Annotated in this window: 21 protein-coding genes; 11 read left to right on the forward strand and 10 right to left on the reverse strand. The window is 68.6% G+C overall.

Features of this window, described 5'->3' with window-relative positions:
• Positions 1–74: 74 nt before the first annotated feature.
• Genes QQZ11_RS03495 through QQZ11_RS03510 form a run of 4 tightly spaced genes read left to right on the forward strand, consistent with a single transcriptional unit; the run spans position 75 to position 3,757 of the window.
• Entirely contained in the window at positions 75–1,340 is a 1,266-nt protein-coding gene (locus QQZ11_RS03495; protein WP_284548704.1) for a cytochrome P450, read from the forward strand.
• Positions 1,337–1,723, forward strand: a complete 387-nt coding sequence (locus tag QQZ11_RS03500) for a lycopene cyclase domain-containing protein (RefSeq protein ID WP_284548705.1) — start codon at positions 1,337–1,339, stop codon at positions 1,721–1,723. Before QQZ11_RS03495 ends, QQZ11_RS03500 begins: the two co-directional genes overlap by 4 nt.
• Positions 1,716–2,066, forward strand: a complete 351-nt coding sequence (locus QQZ11_RS03505) for a lycopene cyclase domain-containing protein (RefSeq protein WP_284548706.1) — start codon at positions 1,716–1,718, stop codon at positions 2,064–2,066. The genes QQZ11_RS03500 and QQZ11_RS03505 overlap by 8 nt, the downstream gene beginning before the upstream one ends.
• A complete protein-coding gene (locus QQZ11_RS03510; RefSeq protein WP_284548707.1) occupies positions 2,063–3,757 on the forward strand; it encodes an FAD-dependent oxidoreductase in 1,695 nt (564 codons plus the stop codon). Before QQZ11_RS03505 ends, QQZ11_RS03510 begins: the two co-directional genes overlap by 4 nt.
• Here QQZ11_RS03510 and QQZ11_RS03515 read toward each other — a convergent pair.
• The 3 genes from QQZ11_RS03515 to idi are packed head-to-tail and all read right to left on the reverse strand — an operon-like array spanning position 3,710 to position 7,724.
• Positions 3,710–4,603: a phytoene/squalene synthase family protein gene (locus QQZ11_RS03515; protein ID WP_022909258.1), complete on the reverse strand. Its 894-nt coding sequence runs from the start codon at positions 4,601–4,603 to the stop codon at positions 3,710–3,712. The genes QQZ11_RS03510 and QQZ11_RS03515 overlap by 48 nt on opposite strands.
• The gene (crtI, locus tag QQZ11_RS03520; RefSeq protein ID WP_284548709.1) at positions 4,600–6,090 is read right to left on the reverse strand and encodes a phytoene desaturase family protein; all 1,491 of its coding nucleotides are present in this window, start codon (positions 6,088–6,090) and stop codon (positions 4,600–4,602) included. The genes QQZ11_RS03515 and crtI overlap by 4 nt, the downstream gene beginning before the upstream one ends.
• Positions 6,075–7,724, reverse strand: coding sequence for an isopentenyl-diphosphate Delta-isomerase (gene idi, locus QQZ11_RS03525; protein ID WP_022909256.1), 1,650 nt, complete (start codon positions 7,722–7,724; stop codon positions 6,075–6,077). Before idi ends, crtI begins: the two co-directional genes overlap by 16 nt.
• 137 nt (positions 7,725–7,861) lie before the next feature.
• Between idi and QQZ11_RS03530 the strand changes: the two genes are divergently transcribed.
• Complete coding sequence (locus tag QQZ11_RS03530; protein ID WP_284548710.1) at positions 7,862–8,758, forward strand: MerR family transcriptional regulator; 897 nt, start codon at positions 7,862–7,864, stop codon at positions 8,756–8,758.
• 117 nt (positions 8,759–8,875) lie between these two features.
• Here the strand turns inward: QQZ11_RS03530 and QQZ11_RS03535 are convergent, their stop codons facing one another.
• Together QQZ11_RS03535 and QQZ11_RS03540 are read right to left on the reverse strand one after the other, a co-directional pair.
• Positions 8,876–9,361 (reverse strand): hemerythrin domain-containing protein, encoded by a 486-nt coding sequence (locus QQZ11_RS03535; protein WP_284548711.1) that lies wholly within the window; start codon positions 9,359–9,361, stop codon positions 8,876–8,878.
• Positions 9,361–9,654 (reverse strand): DUF2249 domain-containing protein, encoded by a 294-nt coding sequence (locus QQZ11_RS03540; protein WP_022909253.1) that lies wholly within the window; start codon positions 9,652–9,654, stop codon positions 9,361–9,363. The genes QQZ11_RS03535 and QQZ11_RS03540 overlap by 1 nt, the downstream gene beginning before the upstream one ends.
• A 522-nt stretch (positions 9,655–10,176) precedes the next feature.
• Between QQZ11_RS03540 and QQZ11_RS03545 the strand changes: the two genes are divergently transcribed.
• The 5 genes from QQZ11_RS03545 to QQZ11_RS03565 all read left to right on the forward strand — a co-directional run bounded on the left by QQZ11_RS03545 (position 10,177) and on the right by QQZ11_RS03565 (position 17,082).
• Positions 10,177–11,151, forward strand: a complete 975-nt coding sequence (locus QQZ11_RS03545) for an ABC transporter permease (protein ID WP_022909252.1) — start codon at positions 10,177–10,179, stop codon at positions 11,149–11,151.
• A 28-nt stretch (positions 11,152–11,179) separates the two neighbouring features.
• Positions 11,180–12,208 (forward strand): carbohydrate ABC transporter permease, encoded by a 1,029-nt coding sequence (locus QQZ11_RS03550; RefSeq protein WP_022909251.1) that lies wholly within the window; start codon positions 11,180–11,182, stop codon positions 12,206–12,208.
• Positions 12,209–12,299: 91 nt separating this feature from the next.
• Positions 12,300–13,871: an ABC transporter substrate-binding protein gene (locus tag QQZ11_RS03555; RefSeq protein ID WP_022909250.1), complete on the forward strand. Its 1,572-nt coding sequence runs from the start codon at positions 12,300–12,302 to the stop codon at positions 13,869–13,871.
• A 123-nt stretch (positions 13,872–13,994) separates the two neighbouring features.
• The gene (locus tag QQZ11_RS03560) at positions 13,995–14,708 is read left to right on the forward strand and encodes a YesL family protein (RefSeq protein ID WP_284548713.1); all 714 of its coding nucleotides are present in this window, start codon (positions 13,995–13,997) and stop codon (positions 14,706–14,708) included.
• Positions 14,689–17,082: a glycoside hydrolase family 2 TIM barrel-domain containing protein gene (locus tag QQZ11_RS03565; RefSeq protein ID WP_284548714.1), complete on the forward strand. Its 2,394-nt coding sequence runs from the start codon at positions 14,689–14,691 to the stop codon at positions 17,080–17,082. Before QQZ11_RS03560 ends, QQZ11_RS03565 begins: the two co-directional genes overlap by 20 nt.
• Positions 17,083–17,215: 133 nt before the next feature.
• On the opposite strand, the gene QQZ11_RS03570 is transcribed toward QQZ11_RS03565, so the two are convergent.
• Together QQZ11_RS03570 and QQZ11_RS03575 are read right to left on the reverse strand one after the other, a co-directional pair.
• Positions 17,216–18,865 carry a glycoside hydrolase family 10 protein gene (locus tag QQZ11_RS03570; protein ID WP_284548715.1) on the reverse strand — a complete coding sequence of 550 codons (1,650 nt, stop codon included), beginning with the start codon at positions 18,863–18,865 and terminating at the stop codon, positions 17,216–17,218.
• Between the two features lie 115 nt (positions 18,866–18,980).
• Positions 18,981–19,757 (reverse strand): alpha/beta hydrolase, encoded by a 777-nt coding sequence (locus tag QQZ11_RS03575; RefSeq protein ID WP_022909246.1) that lies wholly within the window; start codon positions 19,755–19,757, stop codon positions 18,981–18,983.
• A 135-nt stretch (positions 19,758–19,892) separates the two neighbouring features.
• On the opposite strand from QQZ11_RS03575, the gene QQZ11_RS03580 reads away from it, so the two are divergent.
• Positions 19,893–21,326 carry a threonine/serine ThrE exporter family protein gene (locus tag QQZ11_RS03580; protein ID WP_284548717.1) on the forward strand — a complete coding sequence of 478 codons (1,434 nt, stop codon included), beginning with the start codon at positions 19,893–19,895 and terminating at the stop codon, positions 21,324–21,326.
• Between the two features lie 51 nt (positions 21,327–21,377).
• Here QQZ11_RS03580 and recR read toward each other — a convergent pair whose 3' ends face one another.
• The 3 genes from recR to QQZ11_RS03595 form a co-directional block, all read right to left on the reverse strand.
• The gene (recR, locus tag QQZ11_RS03585) at positions 21,378–21,995 is read right to left on the reverse strand and encodes a recombination mediator RecR (protein WP_022909244.1); all 618 of its coding nucleotides are present in this window, start codon (positions 21,993–21,995) and stop codon (positions 21,378–21,380) included.
• A gap of 1 nt (position 21,996) precedes the next feature.
• Positions 21,997–22,308 (reverse strand): YbaB/EbfC family nucleoid-associated protein, encoded by a 312-nt coding sequence (locus QQZ11_RS03590; RefSeq protein WP_022909243.1) that lies wholly within the window; start codon positions 22,306–22,308, stop codon positions 21,997–21,999.
• An 85-nt stretch (positions 22,309–22,393) separates the two neighbouring features.
• Positions 22,394–24,481: an NAD(+) synthase gene (locus tag QQZ11_RS03595; RefSeq protein WP_284550146.1), complete on the reverse strand. Its 2,088-nt coding sequence runs from the start codon at positions 24,479–24,481 to the stop codon at positions 22,394–22,396.
• Positions 24,482–24,491 lie beyond the last annotated feature (10 nt).

Raw genomic sequence — 24,491 nt, forward strand, 5'->3', positions numbered from 1 at the left:
TTGAACAAACAGTGCACAAAACCGGTGATCGACCCACTAGGGTGGATGCAGGGATCCAGGCTTGAGGGGGACGGATGGGCGACGATGCAGCCGCACCGGGTTCGGCGCGCTCCCGGCGCCGGGCGGTCCGTCGCGGGGAAACGACCGAACCGCGGGTCGCGTACGAGCAGGGCATCTGGCGGATCCGGTCGCTGATGGTCGCCCGCCAGGTGTTGCGGGCGAGACACCAGACCACCCAGGCCGGGTTCACCGCCGAATGGATCCCGAAGACCTGGCTCAGGAACCACCCGATCCTGCTCTCCGACGGGCCCGTGCACGATGCCCAGCGCTCGAAGGTGGCCCGCTTCTTCGCCCCGACCGTGATCGAGCAGCGCTACCTCGAGTCAATGGAGCGCACGGCCGACCGCATGCTGGCCCAGGTCGCCTGGACCGCTCCTTTCGACCTCGACCTGCTGGCTCTCCACTTCAGCGTCGAGGTCACCGGGGCGGTGGTGGGACTGACCCACTCCAGCACTCCGGCGATGGCCCGACGACTGACCACCTTCTTCCGCCAGCCGCCTCTCGACCTGTCGAAACCACGCCTGGGGCGCACCGGACGACAGTGGGCGATGGCCGCGGTGAACGGGCTGCTGCCGATCCTCCGCTTCCATGTCGCGGACGTCCGCCCGGCGATCCGGGAGCGCCGGGCACACCCCCAGGATGACATCATCAGTCACCTGATCGCCGAGGGGTACACCGACACCGACATCCTCGTCGAGTGCGTCACCTACGGCACAGCCGGCATGGTGACCACCCGGGAGTTCATCACCATGGCTGCCTGGCACCTGCTCACCGACGCCGAACTCGCCGACCGCTACCGCGCCGCCGACGGTGAGGGCAGGCGGACGATCCTTGCCGAGATCCTGCGCCTCGAACCAGTGGTCGGGCACCTCTACCGCCGCACCACAGAACCTGTCGACCTGGTCGAGGGTGAGCAGAGGTGGACCATCCCAGCCGGCAAACTGGTCGACGTCTCGGTGAGGCAGACCAACACCGATCCGCGTTCCTTCGGGGCCGACGCGATGGACCTGTGCCCCGGACGTGCCATGCCCACAGGGGTGAATGCCACCGGGCTCACCTTCGGAGACGGCGCACACCGTTGCCCCGGGCAGCCGCTGGCGATCGTCGAGGCGGAAGTGTTGCTGAGCAGGTTGCTGGAGCTGCACCCCGTCGTGGTCTCCGAACCCGAGATCGGGTGGGTCGACCTGATCGAGGGATACGTGCTGCGCGGGCTGCGAGTGAGCCTGAACCGTGTCGAGGCCGCCAGCGGCCGTACCCCACCACCAGGAGGTGTGGAGTGAATGACCACCTGCAGTACCTGGCTCTGATGGCAGCCTGCCTGGTCCTGACCCTGCCCTTGGAGTTCGTGCTGCGCGCCCGCGTCTATCGCCGACCGCTCCGGCTGCTGGTGTCGCTGCTGCCCACCGTGGCGGTGTTCGTCGCCTGGGACGTCTTGGGCATCATCCGCGACCACTGGAGTTACAGCCCTCGTTTCACCAGCGGGCTGATGATCGGCCCGATGCCGCTCGAGGAACTCGTCTTCTTCATCGTCATCCCGATCTGCGGCCTGCTGACCTATGAGGCGGTCGGCACCGTGCTCGACCGCGTCCGACCGGACAGGGCTGGGCGAGGTCCGCTGCGACGAGAGCGGGTCGGAGCACCGAGGGGGACCGACCATGCCTGAGTACACGGCCCTGACGGTGTTCGCGGTGGTGGCCGTCGCCCTGGTCGAGGTGGTGTGGCTGCGGACCGGCCTGTTCCGGCGCCTGCAGTACTGGCTCGCCATGGCCATCGTCTTCGCCTTCCAGGTGCCGGTCGACGGGTGGCTCACCAAGCTGAGCAACCCGATCGTGCTCTACTCGCCCCAGGAACACCTGGGGCTTCGCGCGCCGTGGGACATCCCGGTGGAGGACTTCGGTTTCGGCTGGGCCATGGTGACCCTGACGCTGCTCATGTGGTGCCGCCTGGGCAGCCGGGCCGACCAGGGGCCACGCCCGCGCCGCGCCCTGCAGGAGGAAGCACGATGAGCTCCGTGGACCGTCAACTCCCCGGTCGCGACCGACGGGCCGCCCGTCACCCCGGGCCCTCCGGGAGCCCGCGCGTGGACGGCTCGCGGCACGTGGTCGTGGTCGGAGGGGGCATCGCCGGACTGGCGGCCGCCACCGTGCTGGCGGAGGCCGGCGTCAGGGTGACCCTGCTCGAGGCGACCGACCGGCTGGGCGGCCGAGTGGCGGCATGGCGTCTGCCGGACGGGCGAACCATGAGCCGCGGCTTCCATGCCTTCTTCCGTCAGTACTACAACCTGCGGGCCCTGCTGAAGCGGGTCGATCCCCGTATGGACTCCCTTCGTCCGATCGAGGACTACCCGCTGCAGCGCCCCGACGGCATGCGGGACTCGTTCGCCGGCCTGCCCACCACCCCGCCGTGGTCGGTGCTGCGGTTCGTGATGCGCAGCCCTGCGTTCACGCTGCGCTCGCTGAGCCGGGTCAACGTCCCCGCAGCCCTTGAACTGCTGAGCACTCGGTTCCCCGGCACGCACGCCGCCTATGACGGTCAGTCCGCGGCCGACTTCCTCGACCGGCTCCGGTTCCCCCAGCCCGCCCGTGAGCTGGCGCTGGAGGTGTTCGCCCGGTCGTTCTTCGCCGACCCACGCGAGTTCGGGGCCGGCGAACTGGTCGCCATGTTCCACACCTACTTCATGGGGTCGGCCGAGGGCCTGCTCTTCGACGTGCCCGACGACGACTACGACACCCGCCTCTGGGCGCCGCTGGGGCGCCACCTGAGCGATCTGGGCGTGACGGTGCTGACGGGGTCGCCGGTGACCCGGATCGACGTCAGCCCATCGGAGGGGGCCCACACCGATGCTGCCCCCACCGATTCTGCCCCCACCGATCCTGCCCACACCGAACCTGCCCCCACCGATTCTGCCTCCACCGATCTTGGGGGTCGCGGTGTCCGCGTGCACCTCTCGGACGTCGTCCTCGAGGCCGACGCCTGCGTACTGGCGACCGACCCGCGAACGGCCCGTGAGTTGGTGGCAGGGATGCCCGGTGTCGATCCCGCATGGGCCGGGCGGGTGGCAGGCACCCGCAACGCCCCGCCCTTCGTGGTGGTCAGGTTGTGGCTGGGGACGCCAGTGTCCCCCGACCGTGCCCCCTTCCTCGGGACGGCGGGCTACGGCCCGCTGGACAACATCTCCGTGCTCGAACGGTTCGAGGCCGGCGCGGCGACCTGGGCCAGTGAGCATGGTGGATCCGTGGTCGAACTGCATGCCTACGCCTGCCCGGCGAACGTGATGGACGATCCCGCCGCGGCCGATGCGATCGTGAGTGCGTTGGAGTCAGAGCTGCATCGCGCCTACCCCGAGACGGCCACGTCGGCGGTCCTGCACCGGGAGGTGCTCGTGCGGGACGACTGCGGGCTGATCACCCCCGACCCGTGGGACGAGCGTCCCGGGGTGGCGACTCCCTCCCCCCGGCTGGTGCTGGCCGGCGACTGGGTGCGCTGTGACCAACCCGTGGCCCTGATGGAGCGGGCGGCGACCACCGGCTTCCAGGCGGCCAACCAGCTGCTGCAGGGGTGGGGGGTGCAGGGGGTCGACGTCTGGACGGTGCCGTTGCGTGGACTGCTCGCCCCCAGGGTGGACGCTGGTGGACGCCGATCCCGGGAATCAGCCCCGAGCGCCGAAGTCGACCCGCGGGACTCCCACCACGAGTGAACGCACCAGTACCGCAAGCTTCTCGGAGTCGGGCACCCTGATCCGCCCGGAGAAGACGTCGTGGTCGGCGCGCTCGATCCGGTCGAGGATGCGGCTGTAGAGCACCAACGCGGTACCGACGCAGCGTCGGGAGGCGGGGGGAAGCATCGCCAGGCCACGCTGACCCTCCGCGTAGAGCCCCCGGTTCCTGGCGATCTGTTCGGTCATCATGGCCCGCCACTGCGGGGTCACCTCGCGCAGCCAAGGATCGGCGTGGTGGCGCCGCAGATCGGCCTGCGGCAGGTAGACGCGTCCGCGGTCGAGATCCTCCGCCACGTCCCTCAGGAAGTTGGTGAGCTGGAAGGCGTTGCCCAGTGCCCGGGCCGGGCCCTTGGCCTCAGGTGTGTAGGGCTCAAGCACCGGCAGCATCATCTCGCCGATGACGGCGGCCGAGCCCTCCATGTAGACCTCGCGGAGCTCGTCCCAGGTCTCCCACGTGGTGCGGTCGAGGTCGGCGGCCATTGCTGCGAAGAAGCGCTCGAAACACTCGGGGTCGGTGCCACGGCGGTTGATGCTGTCGACGATGGCGGCCATCACGGGTTCCTGCGACCCGCCCACGGCGAGGGCCTCGAAGAACTGGGCGCGGAAGGCGGCCAGCCGCTCGGCCGAGGTGCCCTGCTGGGGCACGGCCAGGTCGACCCGGTCCGGCTCGTCCACGATGTCGTCGGCCAGGCGGCAGAGCGCGTAGACGGTGAACACGTCCCTGCGCTGGGCCGGCGGCAACAGCCGTGCCCCCCAGTAGTAGGTGGTGCCGTACTGGCGGGTGAGCTCACCGCAGCGCCGGTAGCCGAGCTCGAGCTGGTTCACCGGGTCATCTCCCTCACCCGCTGGGCGGCCAGTTTGCCCGAGATCAGCACCATCGGGATTCCCACCCCGGGTGTGGTGCCAGAGCCCGCGAACACCAGGCCCGGAACTCGCTTGTCGACGTTGCTGGGTCGGAAGGGGCCGGTCTGGGCGATGGTGTGGGCCAGTGCAAAGGGGGTCCCGGCCGCCATCCCCTGCTGCTTCCAGTCGGCCGGGGTGACCAGCTGCTCGGTGACGATGTCGGTGGGGTAGCCGGCGCCGGCCAGGAAGGCGAGCATCCGCTCCCGCAGTCGTGGACCCTCCGTCGTCCAGTCGAGCCTGCCCACCTCGAGGTTCGGAACCGGCTCGAGCACGTAGAGGGTGTTGCTCCCCGCGGGGGCTGCGGTCGGGTCGTCCAAGGACGGCATGGCCACGAACCGCGACGGGTCGCGCATGGCCCGGCCGCGCACCAACAGGTCGTCGAAGGCGGAGTCCCAGGCCCGTCCGAAGTGGATGTTGTGGTGTCCGTGACCCGAGGGAGCCCCACCCCGGACCCCCAGGTGCCAGACCACGGCGCTGGGCGAGAAACGTCCTCGTCGGGCCACCCGTGGCCCCCGCAGGTCGGGAAGCAGTCGTTCGTAGGCCACCGGTAGGTCTGCCGTCACCACGACCGCATCGGACGAGATCCGTTCCCCCGACTCGAGTTCCAGGCCTCCAGCCGAGCCGTCCTGTCGCCTCACCACGCGCTCGACCGGGGACGAATAGCGAATCTCGACCCCGGCATCCGTGGCCGCCCGTGCCATGGCCCGCGGGACCGCGTGCATGCCACCCTCGGGGAACCAGACCCCTTCGATGGAGTCCATGTACGTGATCACGGCGTAGAGGGCGCGGGCCTGCCGCGGCGCCAGGCCCGCGTACATGGCCTGGAAGCTGAACACCCGGTGCAGTCGCTCGTCGCGGAAGCGCCTGGCCACCTCCGGTCCCAGACTGCGGAACGCGCCCAGGCGCAGCAACTCGGCCACCGCCCTTGGGGATCGGACCAGACCCAACGGGGAGTCGAAGTTCGTGTCGATGAAATGGGGCACCTCGACGTCGTTCAGCCGACGCAACCAGACGACGAAGTCGTCGAAGGCCCGCGCATCGTGCTCCCCGCACTCCTGGGCGATCACCTCACGCATCTTCTCGTGTCCCGGGCGAACCAGCAGTCGCGAGCCGTCGGCGAAGAACGCGTGGTAGGCAGGGTCGAGCAGGGTCATGCCGACGTAGTCCTCGACCCGTCGGCCCACCGCTGAGAAGGCCTCCTGCAGCAGCGAGACCATGGTGAAGACGGTGGGGCCGGTGTCGAAGCGGAACCCGTCCTGCTCCAGGGAACCGTTGCGGCCGCCGGGCTGGTCCTCCCGCTCCAGCAAGGTCACCCGCTCTCCCGCACCGGCCAGGTGCATCGCGGCCGCGAGCCCCGACAGCCCGGCCCCGACCACGACGGTGTGGCGGCCCGTCATGCGGAGCGCCATGCCAGCACCTGCGCCGCCTCGGTCAGACCGTTGACGCCGGCGCGGGCCAGTGGTGCGCCGGACAGGCACGCCATGGCGTCGTCGACCGCATCGGTGATCATGGACTCCACCATCGACTCCACCCCCGCTTCTCGCATCAGATCGGCCAGGACGGGCACGTCCTCATGGGTGAACGCGGGCGTGCCCACCCTGGCCAGCAGGGCGGCCGATTCCCCGGTCAGATTCTCCCTGGCCAGCGAGAGCAGCACCGTGGCCTTGCCCTCGAACAGGTCATCGCCGGCGGGCTTGCCGGTCTGGGCCGGGTCGCCCCAGACCCCGAGCAGGTCGTCCCGAAGGGCGAAGGCTCGTCCGAGATGGTCTCCGCAGGTGGTCAGGCAGTCGAGCACCCGGTCCTGGGCGCCAGCCGCGGCCGCCCCCAACTGCAGCGGCCGCGTGACCGTGTACCGCCCCGACTTGGTGCGCGCCACGTGCTCGGCGTGGGGGCGGTCGAGGCGCCCGGCCGCGGCCCCCGTGAGGTCGGCACGTTGTCCGGCGATCAGTTCCACCGACAACTCCCGCCAGATGCGGCGCATCGACTCGGGCAGGCTGTCGACCAGGCCGTCGGCGAGGGCATGGGCGAGATCGCCCAGCAGGATCGCGAGGTTGCGTCCGAACACGTCGCTGTCGCCCCGCGCCCCGTGTGCCAGGTGCCAGCGGGTGGCACGGACGTGCGCGGAGGGGTGACCGCGGCGCTGGTCGGACTCGTCCATCACGTCGTCGTGGATCAATGCGAACAGGTGCAGCAGTTCGATGGCGGCAGCGGCACGCACCATGTGCCGGTGCCCCTGACCGTCCTGCACACCGCCGGCGGCGATGAATCCCCAGTAGACCATCGTGGTGCGCAGCCGCTTGCCTCCGTTGGCGAGCAGGCCGAGCAACCAGTCCGGCAGGTCTTCGGCGAGCACGTCGACCCCCAGGCCCTCGGTGTGCACGGCCCACTGGGCGCCGAGCGTGACCAGGGTCTCGCGCAACAACTGGTCGACCTCCCGCTTCGCGGCGGCGAGGTCCGGGGTGACGGTCAGACCCCCGGCCATGCCCGCCGAGAGGGCGCGGTCGACCTGGGGCACCTGCAGCACGGCCCACGGGCTGTAGGCCTGCGGGACGGCAGCGACGGCGGTGGTCAGGCTGCGCCAAGGCACCCAGACCCACTCGGCCACCTCGTCGGGGTCTGGGGTCGGGTCGTCATCGGTCACGAAGCCTGCGTAGACCGGGCAGACCTCGTTCTCCACCACCCCCGAGGCATCGGTGGCGCGGTAGCGGAAGTCGGGCAGCAGAGGCACCAGCGGCCCCACGGTCAGTCCCAACTCCTCCTTGATCCGGCGCCGGGCGGCGGACTCCAGGTCTTCTCCCGGACGAGGGTGCCCGCACGCCGAGTTCGTCCACACCCCTGGCCAGGTGGCCTTGGTGACGGCCCGGCGGGTCAGCAGCACGTCGCCGTGCGCGTTGAACAGGTAGGTCGAGAAGGCCAGGTGCAGTGGAGTGGTCGACGAGTGCACCGTCAACCGGTCGGCCTTGCCGATGGGTCGGGCCGCGTCGTCGAGCAACACCACGTCATCGCCCGAGGGAGAGCCCCCCTGGGTGGAAGTTTGCGACATGTCGTCCCCCTCAAGTCGACGAAGCTGTCGAATGTTTGTCTAATGTTGTACCAACGTAGCTGGGCCGATCGGTCGGCGCAAGCAATCCGTGCCATCTTTGTCGGGCTCGCCCGGGACGGGGAACAGGAGGGGGAAGGGTGTACACAGTCAGCCAGGCTGCAGCACTGTCCGGTGTCTCCAAGAGCACCCTGCGCGCCTGGGAGCGGCGCTACGGCATCATCCACCCCTCCCGGACCGAGGGTGGCTATCGCCTCTACGACGCGGGCCAGGTGGCCCTGCTGCGCGAGATGGCGGCGCGGGTGGAGGGAGGCATGCGGGCGGCCCAGGCCGCGGCGAGCCTGGCCGGAGCCTCACTCGACGGCAGACAGGTTGGCGGACACGCGGGTCGGCCTGACGGTGACGATCACGCGGATGGCCACGATCGGGTCGCGTTCGACCTGGTCGAGGCGGTGGTCTCCCTCGATCCCAGACGCCTCGCCGACACCGTCGACGGCGCGCTCGACTCCCGCGAGTTCGAGCAGGTGGTCAGGACCTGGCTGATGCCTCAGTTGCACCGGATCGGGCAGGCGTGGGCCAGGGGTGAGATCTCGGTCGCCCAGGAGCACCAGATCACCGCCGAGCTGATGCGCGCTCTCTCGCACCTGTTCCATGAGGCCCCCGACCGGGGTGGGCCAACGGCGCTGGTGGGACTCCCACCGGGCGCGCGTCACGAGTTGGCGCTGCTGGCCTTCGCCACGTGTCTGCGTCGACTGGGATCTCGGGTCATCTACCTGGGGGCCGACCTGCCACCGGACGACTGGCGCGCAGCGGCGATCAGGAGTCAGGCCAGGGTGGCGGTGGTGGGCGCCCACTGCGGTACCGATGCCGCGGGCGCCACAGAGGTGGCCGCGGCCCTGGCCGACCTGTCACCGCTCGTCCCGGTGTGGTCGGGAGGTTCCGCGGCACGACAGGTGACGGGGGCATCACCACTTCCCGACGACGTCGTCGAGGCGGCCCACCACCTGCACCGGGCACTGCTCGGCGGACGCGCCTGAGCCGACCGCAGGGCGACGAGCAGTGCTCGGCGCGGCCCTCCTCGACACGGGCCTCGCCTCGAGCGCAGACGCGCGCCCGAACCGTTGCTCCCCGGTCCCGGACCGAATCCGGACCGGTCAGTGCTGATGGGCGTGCGGGCGGCCCGTGGTGTGGTCGTGGTCGTGGGTGAGGGAGTCGACCTCGTCCCAGTCCGGCCCCACCAACGAGACCGCAGCGGCGGGGAAGAGTGCATTGTCCTCCCGGTCGATGTGGGTGCGGAGCGCCTGCTCGAAGGCCTCGAACAAGTGCTGTCGCACCGCTGGATCGGTGGCCTCGGCCACCCGCTCGAGCAGGTCGTCCAGGGTGACGTGCTCGCCGCACAGCTGGCCGATGTAGTCGGTGAACTCGTCCTGGCGCTTCATCACGCTGAACAGGCCCACCTCCTCGGCACCGGTGTGCGGGCCGAGCAGCCCGGCGACCTCCGCGACCCGCTGGTGGACGAGTGGGGGCTCGTCCGCCTCGACCGCCCGGCGCAGGTCGCCGGTGGCATTGATGATCTCGACGTGCTCACTCATGAACCTGCCGATCACGTCGATCGAGTCGCAGCCGCAGTAGCTGCACATCAGGAGCGCACCATCCGCAGCTTCCAGGCCTCCGGGCCGCGCTGGTCGTAGCTGATGGTGACGGCATCGCCGAACAGTTCGTCGATCTGACGCAACAGCGGCTGTGGGTCATGGGGGGCGACCAGCACCAGGCCGGATCCGGGGCTCAGCTGACCCAGGGCGCCGAGGATGGCCCCGTGGCGGATGGCATGCGGGATGGTGCGCGCGTCGAGTTCGGGAAGCTCGGAGTCATGCTCCCCGCAGGCGCAGTGGTGGGTCTCGGTCAGGGTCAGGGTGGGGCGCTCTTCGGTCATGGGTCCATATTTACTACACCCTCGTTGTGGAAAACAGCGGGGGTCGCCATTGGGACGCCTGCTCGCCCCGGACCGGGTCGACGTGGACCCCCTCACCCCGCCACCTGGTCCCACCCGACCAGTCGGGCGCACACTCTCGCCTTCGGGGACGAACTCTCGCGTTCGGCGGCGAGAGTCTGCGCAGGAGGTGAGGTTTGCGCCGGACGAGAGCCCACCCGCCGCCCCAGCAGCCCCACTCCCACCCCGGCGACCGACCACCCCGTGACAAGCAAGATCACGAAATGGCAACGCAACCATGATTTCCCTTGACACTCGCGCGAAGCGATTTGTATCGTTCCATTCACCGAGGGGCCGTCAACGTCGGCGAGACCCTCCCAGTCCAGGACGACCCAGTCAAGGACGACAACCAGTCAAGGACGACATCCAGTCAAGGACGACAACCCGGGGCGGCCCCCGACCATTGCCCGCACAGGCGCGAAACCGATGGTCGACCAGCCCCCCACCGACAGTGAGGACCGGTACGTGGCAGCCCGAACCACCGAACCACCCGCCATTTCCACCCCGGCTGCGACCCGCTCGGGCAGCGCCAGCTTCTGGAAGTCCATGCGGCACAGCAAGGTGTTGTTGGTGATGTGCCTGCCGGCCATCGTCTTCTTCCTGGTCTTCGCCTACGGCCCGATGCCCGGTGCCTACATCGCGTTCACCAACTTCAACTACCGCGACGGCATCTTCGGCAGCCCGTTCGTGGGCCTGCGGAACTTCGAGTTCCTGGTCAAGTCGGGCCAACTGTGGCTGCTGACCAAGAACACGGTGCTCTACAACGTCGCCTTCATCGTGATCGGCAACGTGCTGCAGATCGCCCTGGCCCTGATGCTGAACGAGATCCGCTCGAAGTACTTCAAGAAGGTCAGCCAGACGCTGATGTTCCTGCCCTACTTCGTGTCGGTGGTGCTGATCGGCGTGATCGCGTTCAACCTGCTCAACTACGACACCGGCGCGCTGAACGCCCTGATCATCTCGACCGGTGGCAACCCGGTGAAGATCTACTCCGAAGCGGGTCTGTGGCCGTTCATCATCGTGATCGCCCACCTGTGGCAGAGCACCGGCTACGGCTCCATCGTCTACTTCGCGGCCATCATGGGGCTCGACACGTCGATGTTCGAGGCGGCCGCGATCGACGGGGCGTCGGCCTGGCAGCGCATCCGCTACATCATCCTGCCGAGCCTGAAGCCGACCTTCGTGATCCTGCTGCTGTTCTCACTGGGCGGCATCATGCGCGGCAACTTCGGCCTGTTCTGGAACCTCGTGGGCAACAACGCCCAGCTCTTCCAGACCACCGACATCATCGAGACCTCGGTGTACCGCATGCTCACCTCGCAGAACAACTTCACCACCTCGACCGCGGTCGGCCTCTACCAGTCGCTGTTCGGCTTCGCGCTGGTGATGACGGTCAACTGGATCGTCCGCCGCATCAACTCCGACTACGCCCTCTTCTGAGCGGGAACCAGGAACTGAGGAGCAAGCGATGACCACCAACGTGACCGGTCCAGCGACCGGAGGTGCCCTGCCCGGGGCCGGAGTTCCCGCAGCCGCCGGGGCAGTCCCCGGGGGACCGAGCCTGGAGACCCCCGATCTCACCGGGACGACCCTTCCCGGCGCGCCGCGCAAGATGAAGCTCGACAACTCAGAGGTGGCGCTGCGATCCATCTCGTACGCCGTCGTGGGGGTGTTCGCCCTGCTGTGCGCCCTGCCCTTCCTGCTGATCGTGTCGGCCTCGTTCTCGCAGGAGTCGAAGATCATGGAGCACGGCTTCAGCCTGCTCCCCCGTGGGTTCTCCACCGAGGCCTACCAACTGATCTTCCGCTCGCCGCGGCAGATCCTCGGGTCGTACGCCGTGACCGTGATCATGACGGTCGCCGGTTCGGCCCTGGGCCTGGCGATCACGGCGATGACCGGCTACGCGCTGCAGCGCAAGGACTTCCCGCTGCGCAACCACATCTCGTTCTTCATCTACTTCACCACCCTCTTCTCGGCGGGCCTGGCCCCGACCTACCTGTGGGTGGCGGTCACGCTGGGGCTTCGCGGCAACTACCTCGCGGTGTTCCTGCAACTGCTGCTGTCGCCGTGGCTGATCATCCTGATGAAGAACTTCGCCCGCTCGGTGCCCTACGAGGTGATCGAGTCAGGCAAGATCGACGGCGCCGGTGACTTCCGCATCTTCGCGCAGTTGGTGTTGCCGATGCTCAAGCCCGCCCTGGCCACCATCGGCCTCTTCCTGGCCCTGGGCTACTGGAACGAGTGGTACCTGTCCTCGCTCTACCTCGGCAGCACTGTCGAGTTCAAGCCGTTGCAGTACTACCTCTACAACATCATCAACACCGCCAATGCCCTGCGCACCTCGGTGGCGGGCGCCAACGTCACCATCACAGACCTGCCCAGCAACACCCTCAAGATGGCCAGTGCCGTCGTCGCCACCGGTCCGATCATCCTGCTCTACCCGTTCGTCCAGAAGTACTTCGTCAGCGGCATCACCGTCGGCGCCGTCAAGGGCTGACCGAAACGCCGTTCACCTCGCACCACCCGCTCGTCCCCGTCCGTCCCGACCACCAACCGACCCAACCACCACTACCCCCAAGGGAACCCACATGTTCAACTCCGCACTCTCTCGCCGGGCCGTGCTCGGTTCGGTCGCCGCTGTCGCCGCAGCCGCCGGCCTGGCCGCTTGCAGCAAGGACACCGCCAGCTCAGACCCGACCGGTGGCGCTCCCGTCAAGATCACCATGCTGGTGCTCGGCGACAAGCCCACCAACGGCCGCTACCAGAAGATGCTGGCCAAGCTGAACCCGATCCTGACCAAGAAGGCCAACGCCACCCTCGACCTCTACTACGTCGAGTGGGCCGACTGGCAGACCCAGTACAACGTCCAGCTGCTGTCGGGCGACTCGAAGATCGACCTGATCACGACCGCCACCGACTGGCTGTTCGGCTGGGAGAACGCCCAGAAGGGTGCCTTCTACGCGCTCGACGAAGAGATCCTCAAGGCCAATGCGCCCAAGACCTGGGAGCAGGTCAACAAGAAGGGCGACTGGGACCTGTGCAAGCTTCCCGACGGGAAGATCTACTTCATGCCCGAGGACAACTACACCCAGTGGACGAACCACGGCTACTTCTACCGTGGCGACTGGGCCAAGGCGGCCGGCATCCCCGACGGCACCATCACCAAGTGGGACGAGCTCACCACCTACTTCACCTGGGTCAAGCAGAACCAGAAGAAGGCCTTCCCCTGGGACGTCGCCGGGGCGAACGAGACCCCGCTCACCGGCTACCTGCAGGGCCACACCGATGGTCAGACCATCCAGCAGCTCAGCGCCGGGAACTACTACCCCTTCCAGACGACGGCTGCCGACCCCTACACCGTCGGTTCCTGGTACGCCGAGTCGGACGAACTGCTCGCCGCCGCCAAGATCGCCAAGCAGTGGGCCGAGATCGGCGTCTGGCGTGAGGACGCCCTCAACTACGACGGCGACACCCGCGAGGAGTTCTTCGCCGGTCTGTCGGGTGCCGACCAGCACCACACCCAGACCTTCCTCGGCGTCGAGACCACCATGGCCACGCGCCAGCCCGATGCCAACCCGAAGATGTTCTGGTTCGGTCAGGAGAACAAGAACATCTTCCGTGACATCAAGACCCACGGCGCCATGGCGGTCGCGGCGAACTCCAAGCACCCCGAGCGTGCGCTGAAGGTCTACGACCTGATCCGCAATGACGAGGAGTGCTACCGCCTCATGAACTTCGGCATCGAGGGCTCCGACTACGTGCTGACCAGCGACAAGAAGATCGACCAGCCCAAGGGGTTCGACCCCGCCAAGGACGGTCTCGGCACCAACTTCTGGGCCGGTCGCATGGACGAGTTCGAGCTGCCGCGCGTGAACCAGCCCGCCAACAAGGAGGCCCTGTTCAAGGAACTCGACGGCATGGCCAAGGACTACCCGTACTCGACGCTGATCTTCGACAAGACCCAGATCGAGTCGACCCTGGCAGCCATGGGTTCGGTGTTCTCGCAGTACATCCCGCAGCTGCAGTACGGCAAGTTCGCCGACCCCGAGAAGGCGATCAACGAGATGCGCGACAAGCTGAAGCAGGCCGGCTACGAGGACGCCAAGAAGTCCATCCAGGCCGACATGGACAAGTGGGCCACCGACAAGAAGCTCAAGTGAGCCCCCTGCCCGCCGCCTGACGTGACCGAACCCGGGTGCGGCGCCCTCCCCCTTGCTGGACGGGAGCCCGCACCCGGGTTCGTCTCGTCACCTCCCCTCGTCCACACCGACTGACGGATGCCCGTGAGCTCACTGTTCAGCCCGTACTCGCCGCTCTCGCGGTTCCTCGGCAAGCTCGCCGACCTGATGATCCTCAACCTGTTGTTCATCGCCACCTCGCTGCCGATCGTCACCCTCGGCGCCTCCCTGACGGCCCTGCACGACACGGCCATGAGGCTGGTCACCGATGAGTGTGACTCCGTCTCGAAGCGCTACCTCGACACGTTCCGGGCGAACCTCAAGCAGGGGACGATCCTGGGCCTCGCCTGCCTGGGTCTGCTCGCGGTGGTGGGCGCCTGGTGGGTCGTGGCCGAGAACCTCAACGTCTCCACCCCCGTGCGGGTGGCGCTGTGGGTCGCCGTCATCCTGTTCGGGGTGCGGGTGATCTCGACGGTGATGTTCGTCTTTCCCTACCAGGCCACCTTCGAGAACACCCCTCTCGAGGTGCTCAACACCTCTCGCCGTCTGTCGGCGAGGCACCCCATCTCGTCCCTCACCGTGGCCTTGGTCACGGTGCTCGCCGTGATGGTCTCGATCTGGTACCCGATCGTCGTGGGTTGGGGCATCGCGTGGCTGGCCTTCGGGTTCGCCGCCGTGGCGTTCCTCAACTCGATCACCTTCGTCCAGGTCTTCCGCCGCTACGGCGCCTTCCCCGAACCGGGGCCCGACACCTTCGAGTCCGTCCCCGACCCCCGCCACCCTCCCAAGGACCTCCCGCATGCACACCCTCCCCGTTGAGAACTGGCTCTTCCTGCTCGGTGACGACCCAGCGGCCAGCCGCAAGAATGCCGACGAGTCAGCGTTCCGACCCGTCCGCGTGCCCCACGACTGGGCCGTCGAACTGGACTTCGACCCCACCGCCTCCAGCGGCACCGGGTACCTGCCCGGCGGCATCGGCTGGTACCGCGCGCACGTCTCCCTCGCGCAGCTCGGGGTCGCGGGGGTGGAGCACCTGCGTCTGGTCTTCAGCGGGGTCTACAAGAACGCCGATGTCTGGGTGAACGGCTACCACCTGGGCGGTCGTCCGAACGGCTGGGTCGAGTTCTCGTTCGACCTCACCGAGATCGTGGGGTATGCCCCCGATGACGACCTGGTCATCGCGGTGCGTGTTGACCGCCGCGACCTGGCCGACTGCCGCTGGTACAACGGCACCGGTATCACGCGCCGGGTGACCCTCGAGGCACACGGCGCCGTCTCGGTGGCCGAGCACGGCTCGATGCTCACCACCACCAGCACCGACTCCGGCGTCGCGGTGGTCGACCTCATGCAGACGGTCGTCAACCACTCCCTGCAGCCGCAGCGGGTGGTCGTCGCGCACACCCTGACCACGGCCGAGGGCCGAACGGTCGCGAGCCGCGAACACCGACTCGACCTGGCCGCCGGCGAGCGGGCCGAACTGACCAGCACCGAGCGGGTCGGCGAGCCGCAGTTGTGGTCGGACGAGCACCCGCACCTGCACCGCTGGACCACCACCGTGACCTCGGCCGACGGGGTTGAACTCGACCGACGGGTCGAGGTGGTGGGCCTGCGCACCTTTGCCTTGGACCCCGACCACGGTTTCTCGATCAACGGTGAGCCGCGCCTGCTCAAGGGGGTCTGCCTGCACGAGGACGCCGGCAACCTGGGCGTCGCCGTGCCCACCGAGGTGTGGCTGCGGCGCCTGCTGACGTTGCGCGAGGCAGGCTGCAATGCCGTGCGAATGGCGCACAACCCCCACGCCCCCGAGCTGTACGACCTGTGCGACCTGCTCGGGTTCTTCGTGATCGACGAGGCCTTCGACGAGTGGGAGAACCCGAAGAACAAGTGGTGGCAGGGACACAACGTGTACCCGCCCAAGCACGAGGGCTATGCCCACGACTACCCGGCCTGGCACGAGCGTGACCTGGTGGCGATGATCGAGGTCAACAAGCTGCACCCCTCGGTGATCGCCTGGAGCATCGGCAACGAGATCGACTACCCCAATGACCCCTACGCGAACCCGCTGTTCGCCGAGATGACGGGCAACAACGACGCCAACAAGCCGGCCGCCGAGCGGGCGTACGACCCCAGCCGGCCCGACACCCGCCGACTCACCACGCTGGCCAACGAGCTCATCGACATCGTGCGCCGCACCGATCCTTCGCGACCGGTGACCCTGGCTGCAGCGTTCCCGGAACTCTCCAGCCGCACCGGTCTGCTCGATCGGCTCGACCTGATCGGTTACAACTACAAGGAACACCTCTACGCCGACGACCACCCGCGCTTCCCAGACCAACCGTTGGTCGGTTCCGAGAACGGCCACGGATGGGCCGAGTGGCGGGCCGTGGTCGACCAGGAGTTCGTGGCCGGACAGTTCCTGTGGACCGGCATCGACTACCTGGGTGAGACCCACGGCTGGCCGAGCCACGGCTCCCCCGCCGGCCTGATGACGACCGCCGGCTTCCCCAAGGAGCGGTGGCACCTGCGTCGCAGTTGGTGGAGTGAGGAGCCCGTCGTCCGCCTGGCCTCACGGCCGATCGCTGACGGGGAGGACTGGCAGCGCCCCTTCGGGCGTGACTGGGTCGGCACCGACGAGGTCGAGGTGGCCGTCTTCACCAATGCGGACTCGATCGAGGTGACCTGCGGCGGTGAACCGGTCGACCTGGTCTTCGACGAGACCCGTGGGCACCATCTCGGGCGCGCCGTGCCCGCATCGGGAGCGCTGCGCGTGGTGGCCGGGTCCGGTGACGAGCAGCTGACCGACGAACTGGTGTCGGCCGGGGCTCCGGCCTCCCTGCGGGTGACGATGTGGTCAGCACCGGACGACCTCGCCCCGCTCGTCGCAGACGTGGCCGGGGTCTCGGACGTGCACCAGTTGTTGTGCGAGGTGGTGGACGACCAGGGCCGTCCAGCCGTCACGGGCGCGGGGTCAGGGCCCTCCGACCCCTCCGAGGATCACGAGCCGGTGGTGACCGTGGAGGTCGAGGGTGCTGAGCTGCTCGGTCTCGACAGCGGCAACCTGTCCGACACGACGGCCTACCGGGAGCCGTGGCGTCGGACACACCACGGACGCCTCGCGGTGTACGTGCGCGGCGCCGGGACCGTCCGTCTCAACGCTCTGGACCAGGTGGTGACGGTCACGGTCGGACAGTGAGCGACTTGGGCCACGGAGACAGGCCCAAGAACCACGCAGATGGACCCAGGAACCCGGAAACTCGTCGCCAGTTCGTCCCTGACCCCCTCCTGGGGGGCACGGACGTCGACTGGCGACGAGTTTCCGGGTTCGGTCAGCTGGCAGGTACGGCCGCGGACTCGTTGCTGCAGCGATCGGCGACGCTGACCCACCAGCGGTCACCGGTCGACGAGGGCGGCAGGGTGATGGTCTGCAGCCGCTCGTCCGGTGTGTTCGGCACCGCGGGCACGACGGCTGCGAGGTACTGGGTGTCCGCGAGGGTGGTCGGCGTGGCCGCCACCCCCTCCGGCAGCCGGTACACGAGCACGGATGTCGCCTCGGGTGACCCGTACAGCACGTTCATCCGGCCGCCCGGCAACAACCAGGCGCGCTGGGGGGTCGGCGGGGCCACGGCGTCCAGCCAGGGTGAACGCGGGGTCAGCGCCGGCTTGGAGTACCAGGTGCGGTTGACGATGCCGGTGGCGTCCAGCCGGTTGGCGCGCACGTCCTTGGCGGAGAAGTACATGTTCCCGCCGATCCGCGACCCGTACTGGGCATTCCACTCGAGGTGCCGGTTGAGTTCGAGCGGGTCCTTCCACGGCGGGTCGAAGTTGACCCCGACCTTGTAGGTCGCCTGCCCGATGTAGAGGTGCACGTTCCTGCCCTCGCACTGCTCGAGCCACCACTCGGCGACCTTGTCGTACTCGGCCGCCGCCAGGGTGAGGGACCAGTAGATCTGCGGGGCGATGTAGTCGATCAGTTCCTCACGCACCCAGCGACGGGTGTCGGCGTAGAGGTCGTCATAGGTCTGGGCACCTGCCGTGGTGTCCGAGCCCTCGGGGTCGGTCCCGACATTGCGCCACACCGCGAACGGCGAGATGCCGAACTGCACCGTGGGCTTGACGGCCTTGATGGCCCGGCCCAGCCGCACGACCAGGTCGTCGATGTTCGATCGGCGCCAGTCCGCCAGGCTCTGGCCGTCGCCGTATTGCTCGTACTGCTCCTCGTCGTGGAATACCTTGCCCGCCACCGGGTAGGGGTAGAAGTAGTCGTCGAAGTGCACGGCGTCGACGTCGTAGGCCGCGACGGACTCCATGATGACGTCGATGGTGTGCTGCCGCGCCTCGGGCACCCCGGGGTTGTAGTAGAGCTTGCCGCCGTAGGGAATGGTCCACTCGGGATGCACCCTCGCCGGGTGGCTGGGGATGAGGGCCGAACCGGCCTCGTCCATGGCGACCCGGAAGGGGTTGTACCAGGCGTGGACCTCGAGGCCCCGCGCATGGGCCTCGTCGATGCAGAACTGCAGGGGGTCGAAGCCGGGATCGACCCCCTGGGTGCCCGTCAGCCAGTGTGACCACGGCTCCAGGGCGCTGGGCCAGAAGGTGTCGGCCGTGGGACGAACCTGGTAGACCACAGCGTTGTGGTTCGAGGCTCGGGCCAGGTCGAGCCAGGCCACCAGTTCCGCCTTCATCTGGTCGGCGGAGAGGCCCCGCTTGGAGGGGAAGTCGATGTTGGCGACGGTCGCGACCCACATCGCGCGCAGGTCGAACTTGCGCAGGTGGGGGTCGGTGCCGGCGCCGTTGGGGTCACCCGGGGTGACGGCGGCCGGATCGGACGGCGGAGCTGCTGCCGCCGTCCGAGTCTGGCCGAGAGCGAGGGAACTGGCCGCGGCACCGACCGCGGCGGCGCTGATGAGCGAGCGCCGCGACAGTGCGGAGCCGGGCAGCAGAGGATCTCGGGACGGCAGGGAACCGTGGGGGGACATGGCGAACCTTCCGGGAGTCGGACCGCTCCTGCGGAGCGGATTCGCCCAGCGAAACACGCCGGGGGGCCATGGGCCCCCGATTCGGCGGATTCGCTCGCCCGTCACAGGGGCGTGTTCAGGCGAGCTTCTCGATGGGCAACCACGCGAGCACGTCCTGGATGGCTTGGTCCCAGTACCCCCACTCGTGCCCACCGGGCCGGTGTTCGATCTCGAGCGGCACCCCGGCGGCGGCGGCAGCAGCCTCGAAGTCCAGGTTGTCCTGGTAGAGGAAGTCCTCGGTGCCGCAGGTCGTCCACAGCTTCGGAAGGGAGTTCTTGTCGGCCGATCCCAACAGCCCAGCCAGGTCGTCCACCCCGCCCACCTGCAGACCCGCCTCGCCCCAGATGCGGTCGTACCACTCGCCGAGGCGCTCGCGCAGATCCGGGCTCGCCTTCCACAGGGCCCCCGACAGCGAGGCGGCGGCGGCGAATCGTCCGGGCTGGTTGAGGGCGAGTTTGAAGGCACCGAACCCGCCCATCGACAGCCCCGCGACGAAGGTCTGGTCACGCTCGGTGGCCAGCTTGAAGGTGTCGTCGAGAACCGCTGGCAGTTCCTGCGAGATCCAGGTCCACCACTTCTGCCCCCGCGCCTCGTCGCAGTAGAAGCTGAGACCGGCATGGGGCATGACCACCGCCAGGCCGTACTCGGCGGCGTAGCGCTCGATCGAGGTGCGCCGCAGCCAGATGGTGTCGTCGTCACTGGCACCGTGCAGCAGCCACAGCACCGGTGGCGGGCCGGCAGCGGTCGCCCCCGCCATGCCGATCTGACCGCTCGTGCGCTGGGGCAGCAGCACCGTCACCGAGGTGCACATGCCGAGGGATTCGCTGAACAATTCGAGGCGGGAATGAATCATGACTCGACCCTAGGGTGCGGGCCGCCGATGCGCTCGAAGGGGTGCACCACTAGCATCAGGCTCGCACCGGCCCCGTCCACGACGTGGGCCGATCGTGCCACAGATGCCACGATCCCAGACCACAGGAGAGCGACGATGGGCGACCCACGTGGCTGGCGTGACCGGGCTCGCGCCGTCTGGCAAGCCGGGCGCGATCAGACGCCCGCTCGCAGCGACGACGAGACGCTGCGACAGATGGAGGCCAGACAGGCTCGGATGGTGCTCGACATCGCCACCCGCCTCGCCTCGTTGTCACTGGGTGCGGGTGCCTCGGCCGCGGACGCCACCGCGATCGCGCTGTTGGTGGCCGACCACCACCACGTTCCCGCCCATGTCGACGTCACCTTCACCTCGGTCACCATGACCCACCAGCGCGGTTACGACGAGGACCCCATCACGCTGCTGCGCACCGTCCGTTCGCGGGAGACCGACTACCAGCGGCTCGCTCGCCTCGAAGGGATCGGCGCCGACATCGCCTCGGGACGACTGGCGCTGGACGATGCCCGCCAAGCCGTACTGGACGAGTCCCACAGCCCCCGGACCTACCGCCGCTGGCTCGTCTCGACGGCCACCGGCGCGCTGGGGGGTGCGGTCGCGTGGCTGATCGGCGCCAACGGGCTCGAGATCGTGCTCGCTGCCTTGGTGTGCGGCCTGATCGAACGGGTGCAGGGGTGGGTCGCGCGCAGCCGGATGCCGGGCTTCTTCCAGCAGATCGCCGGGGCCTCCGCCCTGGGACTGGTCGCGATCGCGATCATGCTGGGACGTTCCACCCCCTGGGTGCCGCTGTCGGTGTCACCGTCCATGGTGGTCTCGGCCGGCATGGTGGCGATGCTCTCGGGCCTCGCCCTGATGACCGCCGCACGCGACGCCATCGACGGGTACTACGTGACCTCGGGCGCTCGGATGGTCGAGGTGCTGCTGCAGACAGGCGGCATCATCCTCGGTCTGCTGACGACCCTGTGGGTCGGGCTGCGGTTCGGCGTTCCCGCCTACCTCACCCCGCAGGTGGGGGCACTCACACCCCTGCTGGTGCAGGTGCCCGCCGCCATGGTGATCTCGGTGTCATTCGCCGTCGTCTGCCACCTCGGGCCCCGGTCGCTCCCCCTCAGCGCCGCCCTGGGTGGGCTGGGAGTCGCCGTGTCGAGACTGCTGACCAGCCAGGTCGGGACGGCCGCCGCGGCCGGTCTGGGGGCGTTCGCCGTGTCGTTCATCGCCCAGTTGGGCACCCGCCGGTGGCGAGTGTCCCAGCTGGCGCTGCTCTCGGCGGGGGTGGTGTCGTTGCTGCCGGGCATGGTCACCTATCGAGGTCTGCTCGCCACCGTCCAGCTCAACCAGGGCCAGACGGTGCTGGCCTCGGAGTCGCCCCGGCTCCTGCTCACGGCCGTGTTGACGGCGGTCTGGTTGGCAGCCGGATCGGCGTTCGGGGCGATGGTTGCTCGTCCGTTCGGACTGCCGGACGACCCGCAACAGCGGCGCTCGCTGTTGAAGGCGTGGCGACGGAACGTGCCCGAGGCCTCGCGACGCCGCTGAGTCTCGAGGCTCGTCGGCGCCAGTGGCCGCACCAGCTGCCCTCGTCCGGCCTCAGACCTGCGCTGCAGGCGGGGACGCGACCACGCGGCGACCCTCGAAGGCTCGTCCGAGGGTGACCTCGTCGGCGTACTCCAGGTCACCACCCACGGGGAGTCCACTGGCCAGCCGGGAGACGGTCACCCCGGTCGGTGCCAACTGGCGGGTGAGGTAGGTGGCCGTCGCCTCACCGTCGACAGTGGGGTCGGTGGCGAGGATCACCTCGCTGATCGCGGGATCCTGCAACCGGACGAACAGTTCCCGGATGTGCAGGTCGCTGGGGCCCCGCCCGTCGATCGGCGAGATGGTTCCACCCAACACGTGGTAGAGCCCCCGGAACTCGCGGGTGCGCTCGATCGCCATCACGTCCTTGGACTCCTCGACCACGCACAGGTAGCTGTGGTCACGGCGCGGGTCACGACAGATGGCGCACTTGTCCTCCGTCGAGACGTTGAAGCAGACCTCGCAGAACTTGGCGCGCAACTTCAGCTCGCGCAGGGCGTCCGCGAGGTGGTTCACGTCCTCGGTGGGCGCGTCGAGCAGGTGGAACGCGATCCGTTGGGCTGAGCGCGGACCGATGCCCGGCAACGTGCCGAGGGCGTCGATCAGTTCTTGCAGTGCTCCCTCGTACACCTCAGAAGCCGAGCCCGCCGGGCAGCTGCGGCATGACGGCGGCGGCCTTGGCCTGGAGCTGTGAGTTGGCCGAACGGACGGCTGCGAGCACGAGATCAGCCAAACCCTCGGCGTCGTCCGGGTCGATGGCTTCCGGCTTGATGACCAGGTGGGTCAGTTCGCCGGTGCCCAGCACGGTGGCGACGACCAGGTCGCCGCCTGCCGATCCGGTGAACTCGCTGGCGGCCAGTTCCTCCTGGGCCGTCTGCAACTGCGACTGCATCGCCTGCGCCTGGGCGAGCAGGGCGTTCATGTCCATGCCTTCACCGAACATGGCGTCTCCTCTGTCTGGGATGTCGAGTGGGTGGCTCAACCCCGGGTTGGTTGAGTGGGGTGTCGAGCCGCAATACCGGTCCAGCTTATGCGGACGGCACGTCGCGCTCGATCTCGTCGAGCCACAGCTTGGCCGACACGTCCGAGGGCATCCGCCAGTCCCCGCGCGGACTGAGCGTTCCGCCGGCGATCACCTTGGGGCCGTTGGGCAGGGCCGAGCGCTTGAACTGGTTGGTGGCGAACCTCTTCACGAACACCACCAGCCAGGCCCGAACCGCTGCCAGGTCGTACGCGACCCGCTGGTCGTCGGGGAACCCTTCGGGCCACTCCCCCAGCGACTCGTCATGCCAGGCCACCCAGGCGAGGTACGCGATCCGACGGGGACGCATGCCGTGGCGCAGCAGGTGGTGGAGCGTGAAGTCCTGCAGCGCGTAGGGACCGACCGAGGCCTCCGTCGACTGGGGTGTCTCGCCCTCCTTCGTGGGAATCAACTCCGGGGTGATCTCGGTGTCGAGGATGCTGGTCAGCAGGCCGTTGACGTCGTCCCCGAACTGACGAGACGAGACCACCCACCTGATCAGGTGCTGCATCAAGGTCTTCGGCACACCGGTGTTCACCCCGTAGTGGCTCATCTGGTCACCGACCCCGTAGGTGCACCAGCCCAGGGCCAGTTCCGAGAGGTCTCCGGTACCCAGCACGATGCCACCGTGATGGTTGGCGGCCCGGAAGAGGAAGTCGTAGCGGACCCCCGCCTGAACGTTCTCGAAGGTGATGTCGTAGACCTCGTGGCCGTCGCCGAAGGGGTGCTTGAGGTCCTTCAGCAGCTGGGTCGCCAAGGGCCGGATGTCGACCTCCTCGAAGGTGACGCCGAGCGCCTCCGACAATGCCTGGGCGTTGGACTTGGTGTGGGCCGTGGTCGCGAAACCGGGCATCGTGTAGGCGAGGATGTGGGTGCGCGGCAACCCCAGTCGGTCGCAGGCCTTGGCAGCGACGATCAGGGCATGGGTGGAGTCGAGCCCGCCCGAGACACCGATGCAGATCTTCGGCGCCTTCTCGGGGTTGCCCCCGCCGATGGCCAGCATGCGACGCTCGAGCCCCGAGACCTGGATGTTGTAGCCCTCGTAACAGTCCTGGGCGAGGCGGGCTGCGTCGTCCGGTACGAAGGGGAACCGGTCGACCTTGCGCAACAGACCCAGGTCGCCGGAGGGCGGCTGGAGTTCGGTGTGGACGACCGTGTAGGTGTCGTCCCAGCCCTGGGAGGTCAGCGCAGCCCGGTTGTCGTCGAAGGAGCCCTGCCGGAGGCGTTCCTGGCGCAGACGGTCCAGGTCGACGTCGACGACCGTTGCCTGCGCCTGCTGGGGGAATCGCTCGGTCTCCCCCAGCAGCGTGCCCAGTTCGTAGACCATGGTCATGCCGTCCCAGGACAGGTCGGTGGTCGATTCCCCGAACATGGCGGCGGCGTAGGCGTAGACGGCGTTGTCGCGGGACGAGGCGCTCCGCGCCAGCAGGTGGCGGTCGGCAGCGCGGCCGATGGTGATGGGCGAGGCCGAGAGGTTGAGCAACACAGTGGCGCCGTGCAGGGCCGCGTGCGCGCTCGGCGGCACGGGAACCCACATGTCCTCACAGACCTCGACGTGGATGGTGAGACCCGGCACGTCGTCCACCTGGAAGAGCAGCCGCGCACCGACTGGAACCCACGGGTCGGATCCGGGACGCACCCACTCGGGACGCTCGATCTCGTCGATCTCGAGGCTGGCGCCCGAGGCGAAGTGACGCTTCTCGTAGAACTCGCGGTAGTTGGGCAGGTAGGTCTTGGGGACGATCCCCAGCACCTCGCCGCGGTGGACGACCACTGCGCAGTTGTACAGACGGTTGCCGACCGACAACGGTGCACCGACCACCAGGATCGGCATCAGCTCACGGGAGGCGTGGACGATCTCGGTGATCCCGCCGTGCACGGCGTCGAGCAGGGAGTCGTTCAGCAACAGGTCGTCGATGGCATAGCCCGACACACCGAGTTCGGGGAACACGGCCACCGCCACGTGCTGGTCGTGGAGGACGGCGGCCTGCTCCAGGATGCGCTCGACGTTGGTGGCAGCGTCGAAGTCCGCGACGGGCACGGTGCAGGCGGCGACGCGTGCGAACCCCTGGGCGTAGCTGTTGCGGAAGTCCATGCCCGTGAGC

Source organism: Aestuariimicrobium sp. T2.26MG-19.2B, assembly GCF_950101875.1.
GTDB classification, from domain to species: Bacteria; Actinomycetota; Actinomycetes; order Propionibacteriales; family Propionibacteriaceae; genus Aestuariimicrobium; species Aestuariimicrobium kwangyangense.

Bases quoted from the DNA above. Each gene is read 5' to 3' on its own strand.
- QQZ11_RS03570 (WP_284548715.1), bottom strand. From the start codon at position 18,865: ATGTCCCCCCACGGTTCCCTGCCGTCCCGAGATCCTCTGCTGCCCGGC.
- QQZ11_RS03550 (WP_022909251.1), top strand. From the start codon at position 11,180: ATGACCACCAACGTGACCGGTCCAGCGACCGGAGGTGCCCTGCCCGGG.
- QQZ11_RS03510 (WP_284548707.1), top strand. From the start codon at position 2,063: ATGAGCTCCGTGGACCGTCAACTCCCCGGTCGCGACCGACGGGCCGCC.
- QQZ11_RS03495 (WP_284548704.1), top strand. From the start codon at position 75: ATGGGCGACGATGCAGCCGCACCGGGTTCGGCGCGCTCCCGGCGCCGG.
- QQZ11_RS03575 (WP_022909246.1), bottom strand. From the start codon at position 19,757: ATGATTCATTCCCGCCTCGAATTGTTCAGCGAATCCCTCGGCATGTGC.
- crtI (WP_284548709.1), bottom strand. From the start codon at position 6,090: ATGGCGCTCCGCATGACGGGCCGCCACACCGTCGTGGTCGGGGCCGGG.
- QQZ11_RS03535 (WP_284548711.1), bottom strand. From the start codon at position 9,361: ATGTGCAGCTACTGCGGCTGCGACTCGATCGACGTGATCGGCAGGTTC.
- idi (WP_022909256.1), bottom strand. From the start codon at position 7,724: ATGTCGCAAACTTCCACCCAGGGGGGCTCTCCCTCGGGCGATGACGTG.
- QQZ11_RS03590 (WP_022909243.1), bottom strand. From the start codon at position 22,308: ATGTTCGGTGAAGGCATGGACATGAACGCCCTGCTCGCCCAGGCGCAG.
- QQZ11_RS03505 (WP_284548706.1), top strand. From the start codon at position 1,716: ATGCCTGAGTACACGGCCCTGACGGTGTTCGCGGTGGTGGCCGTCGCC.
- QQZ11_RS03580 (WP_284548717.1), top strand. From the start codon at position 19,893: ATGGGCGACCCACGTGGCTGGCGTGACCGGGCTCGCGCCGTCTGGCAA.
- QQZ11_RS03595 (WP_284550146.1), bottom strand. From the start codon at position 24,481: ATGGACTTCCGCAACAGCTACGCCCAGGGGTTCGCACGCGTCGCCGCC.
- QQZ11_RS03555 (WP_022909250.1), top strand. From the start codon at position 12,300: ATGTTCAACTCCGCACTCTCTCGCCGGGCCGTGCTCGGTTCGGTCGCC.
- QQZ11_RS03565 (WP_284548714.1), top strand. From the start codon at position 14,689: ATGCACACCCTCCCCGTTGAGAACTGGCTCTTCCTGCTCGGTGACGAC.
- QQZ11_RS03540 (WP_022909253.1), bottom strand. From the start codon at position 9,654: ATGACCGAAGAGCGCCCCACCCTGACCCTGACCGAGACCCACCACTGC.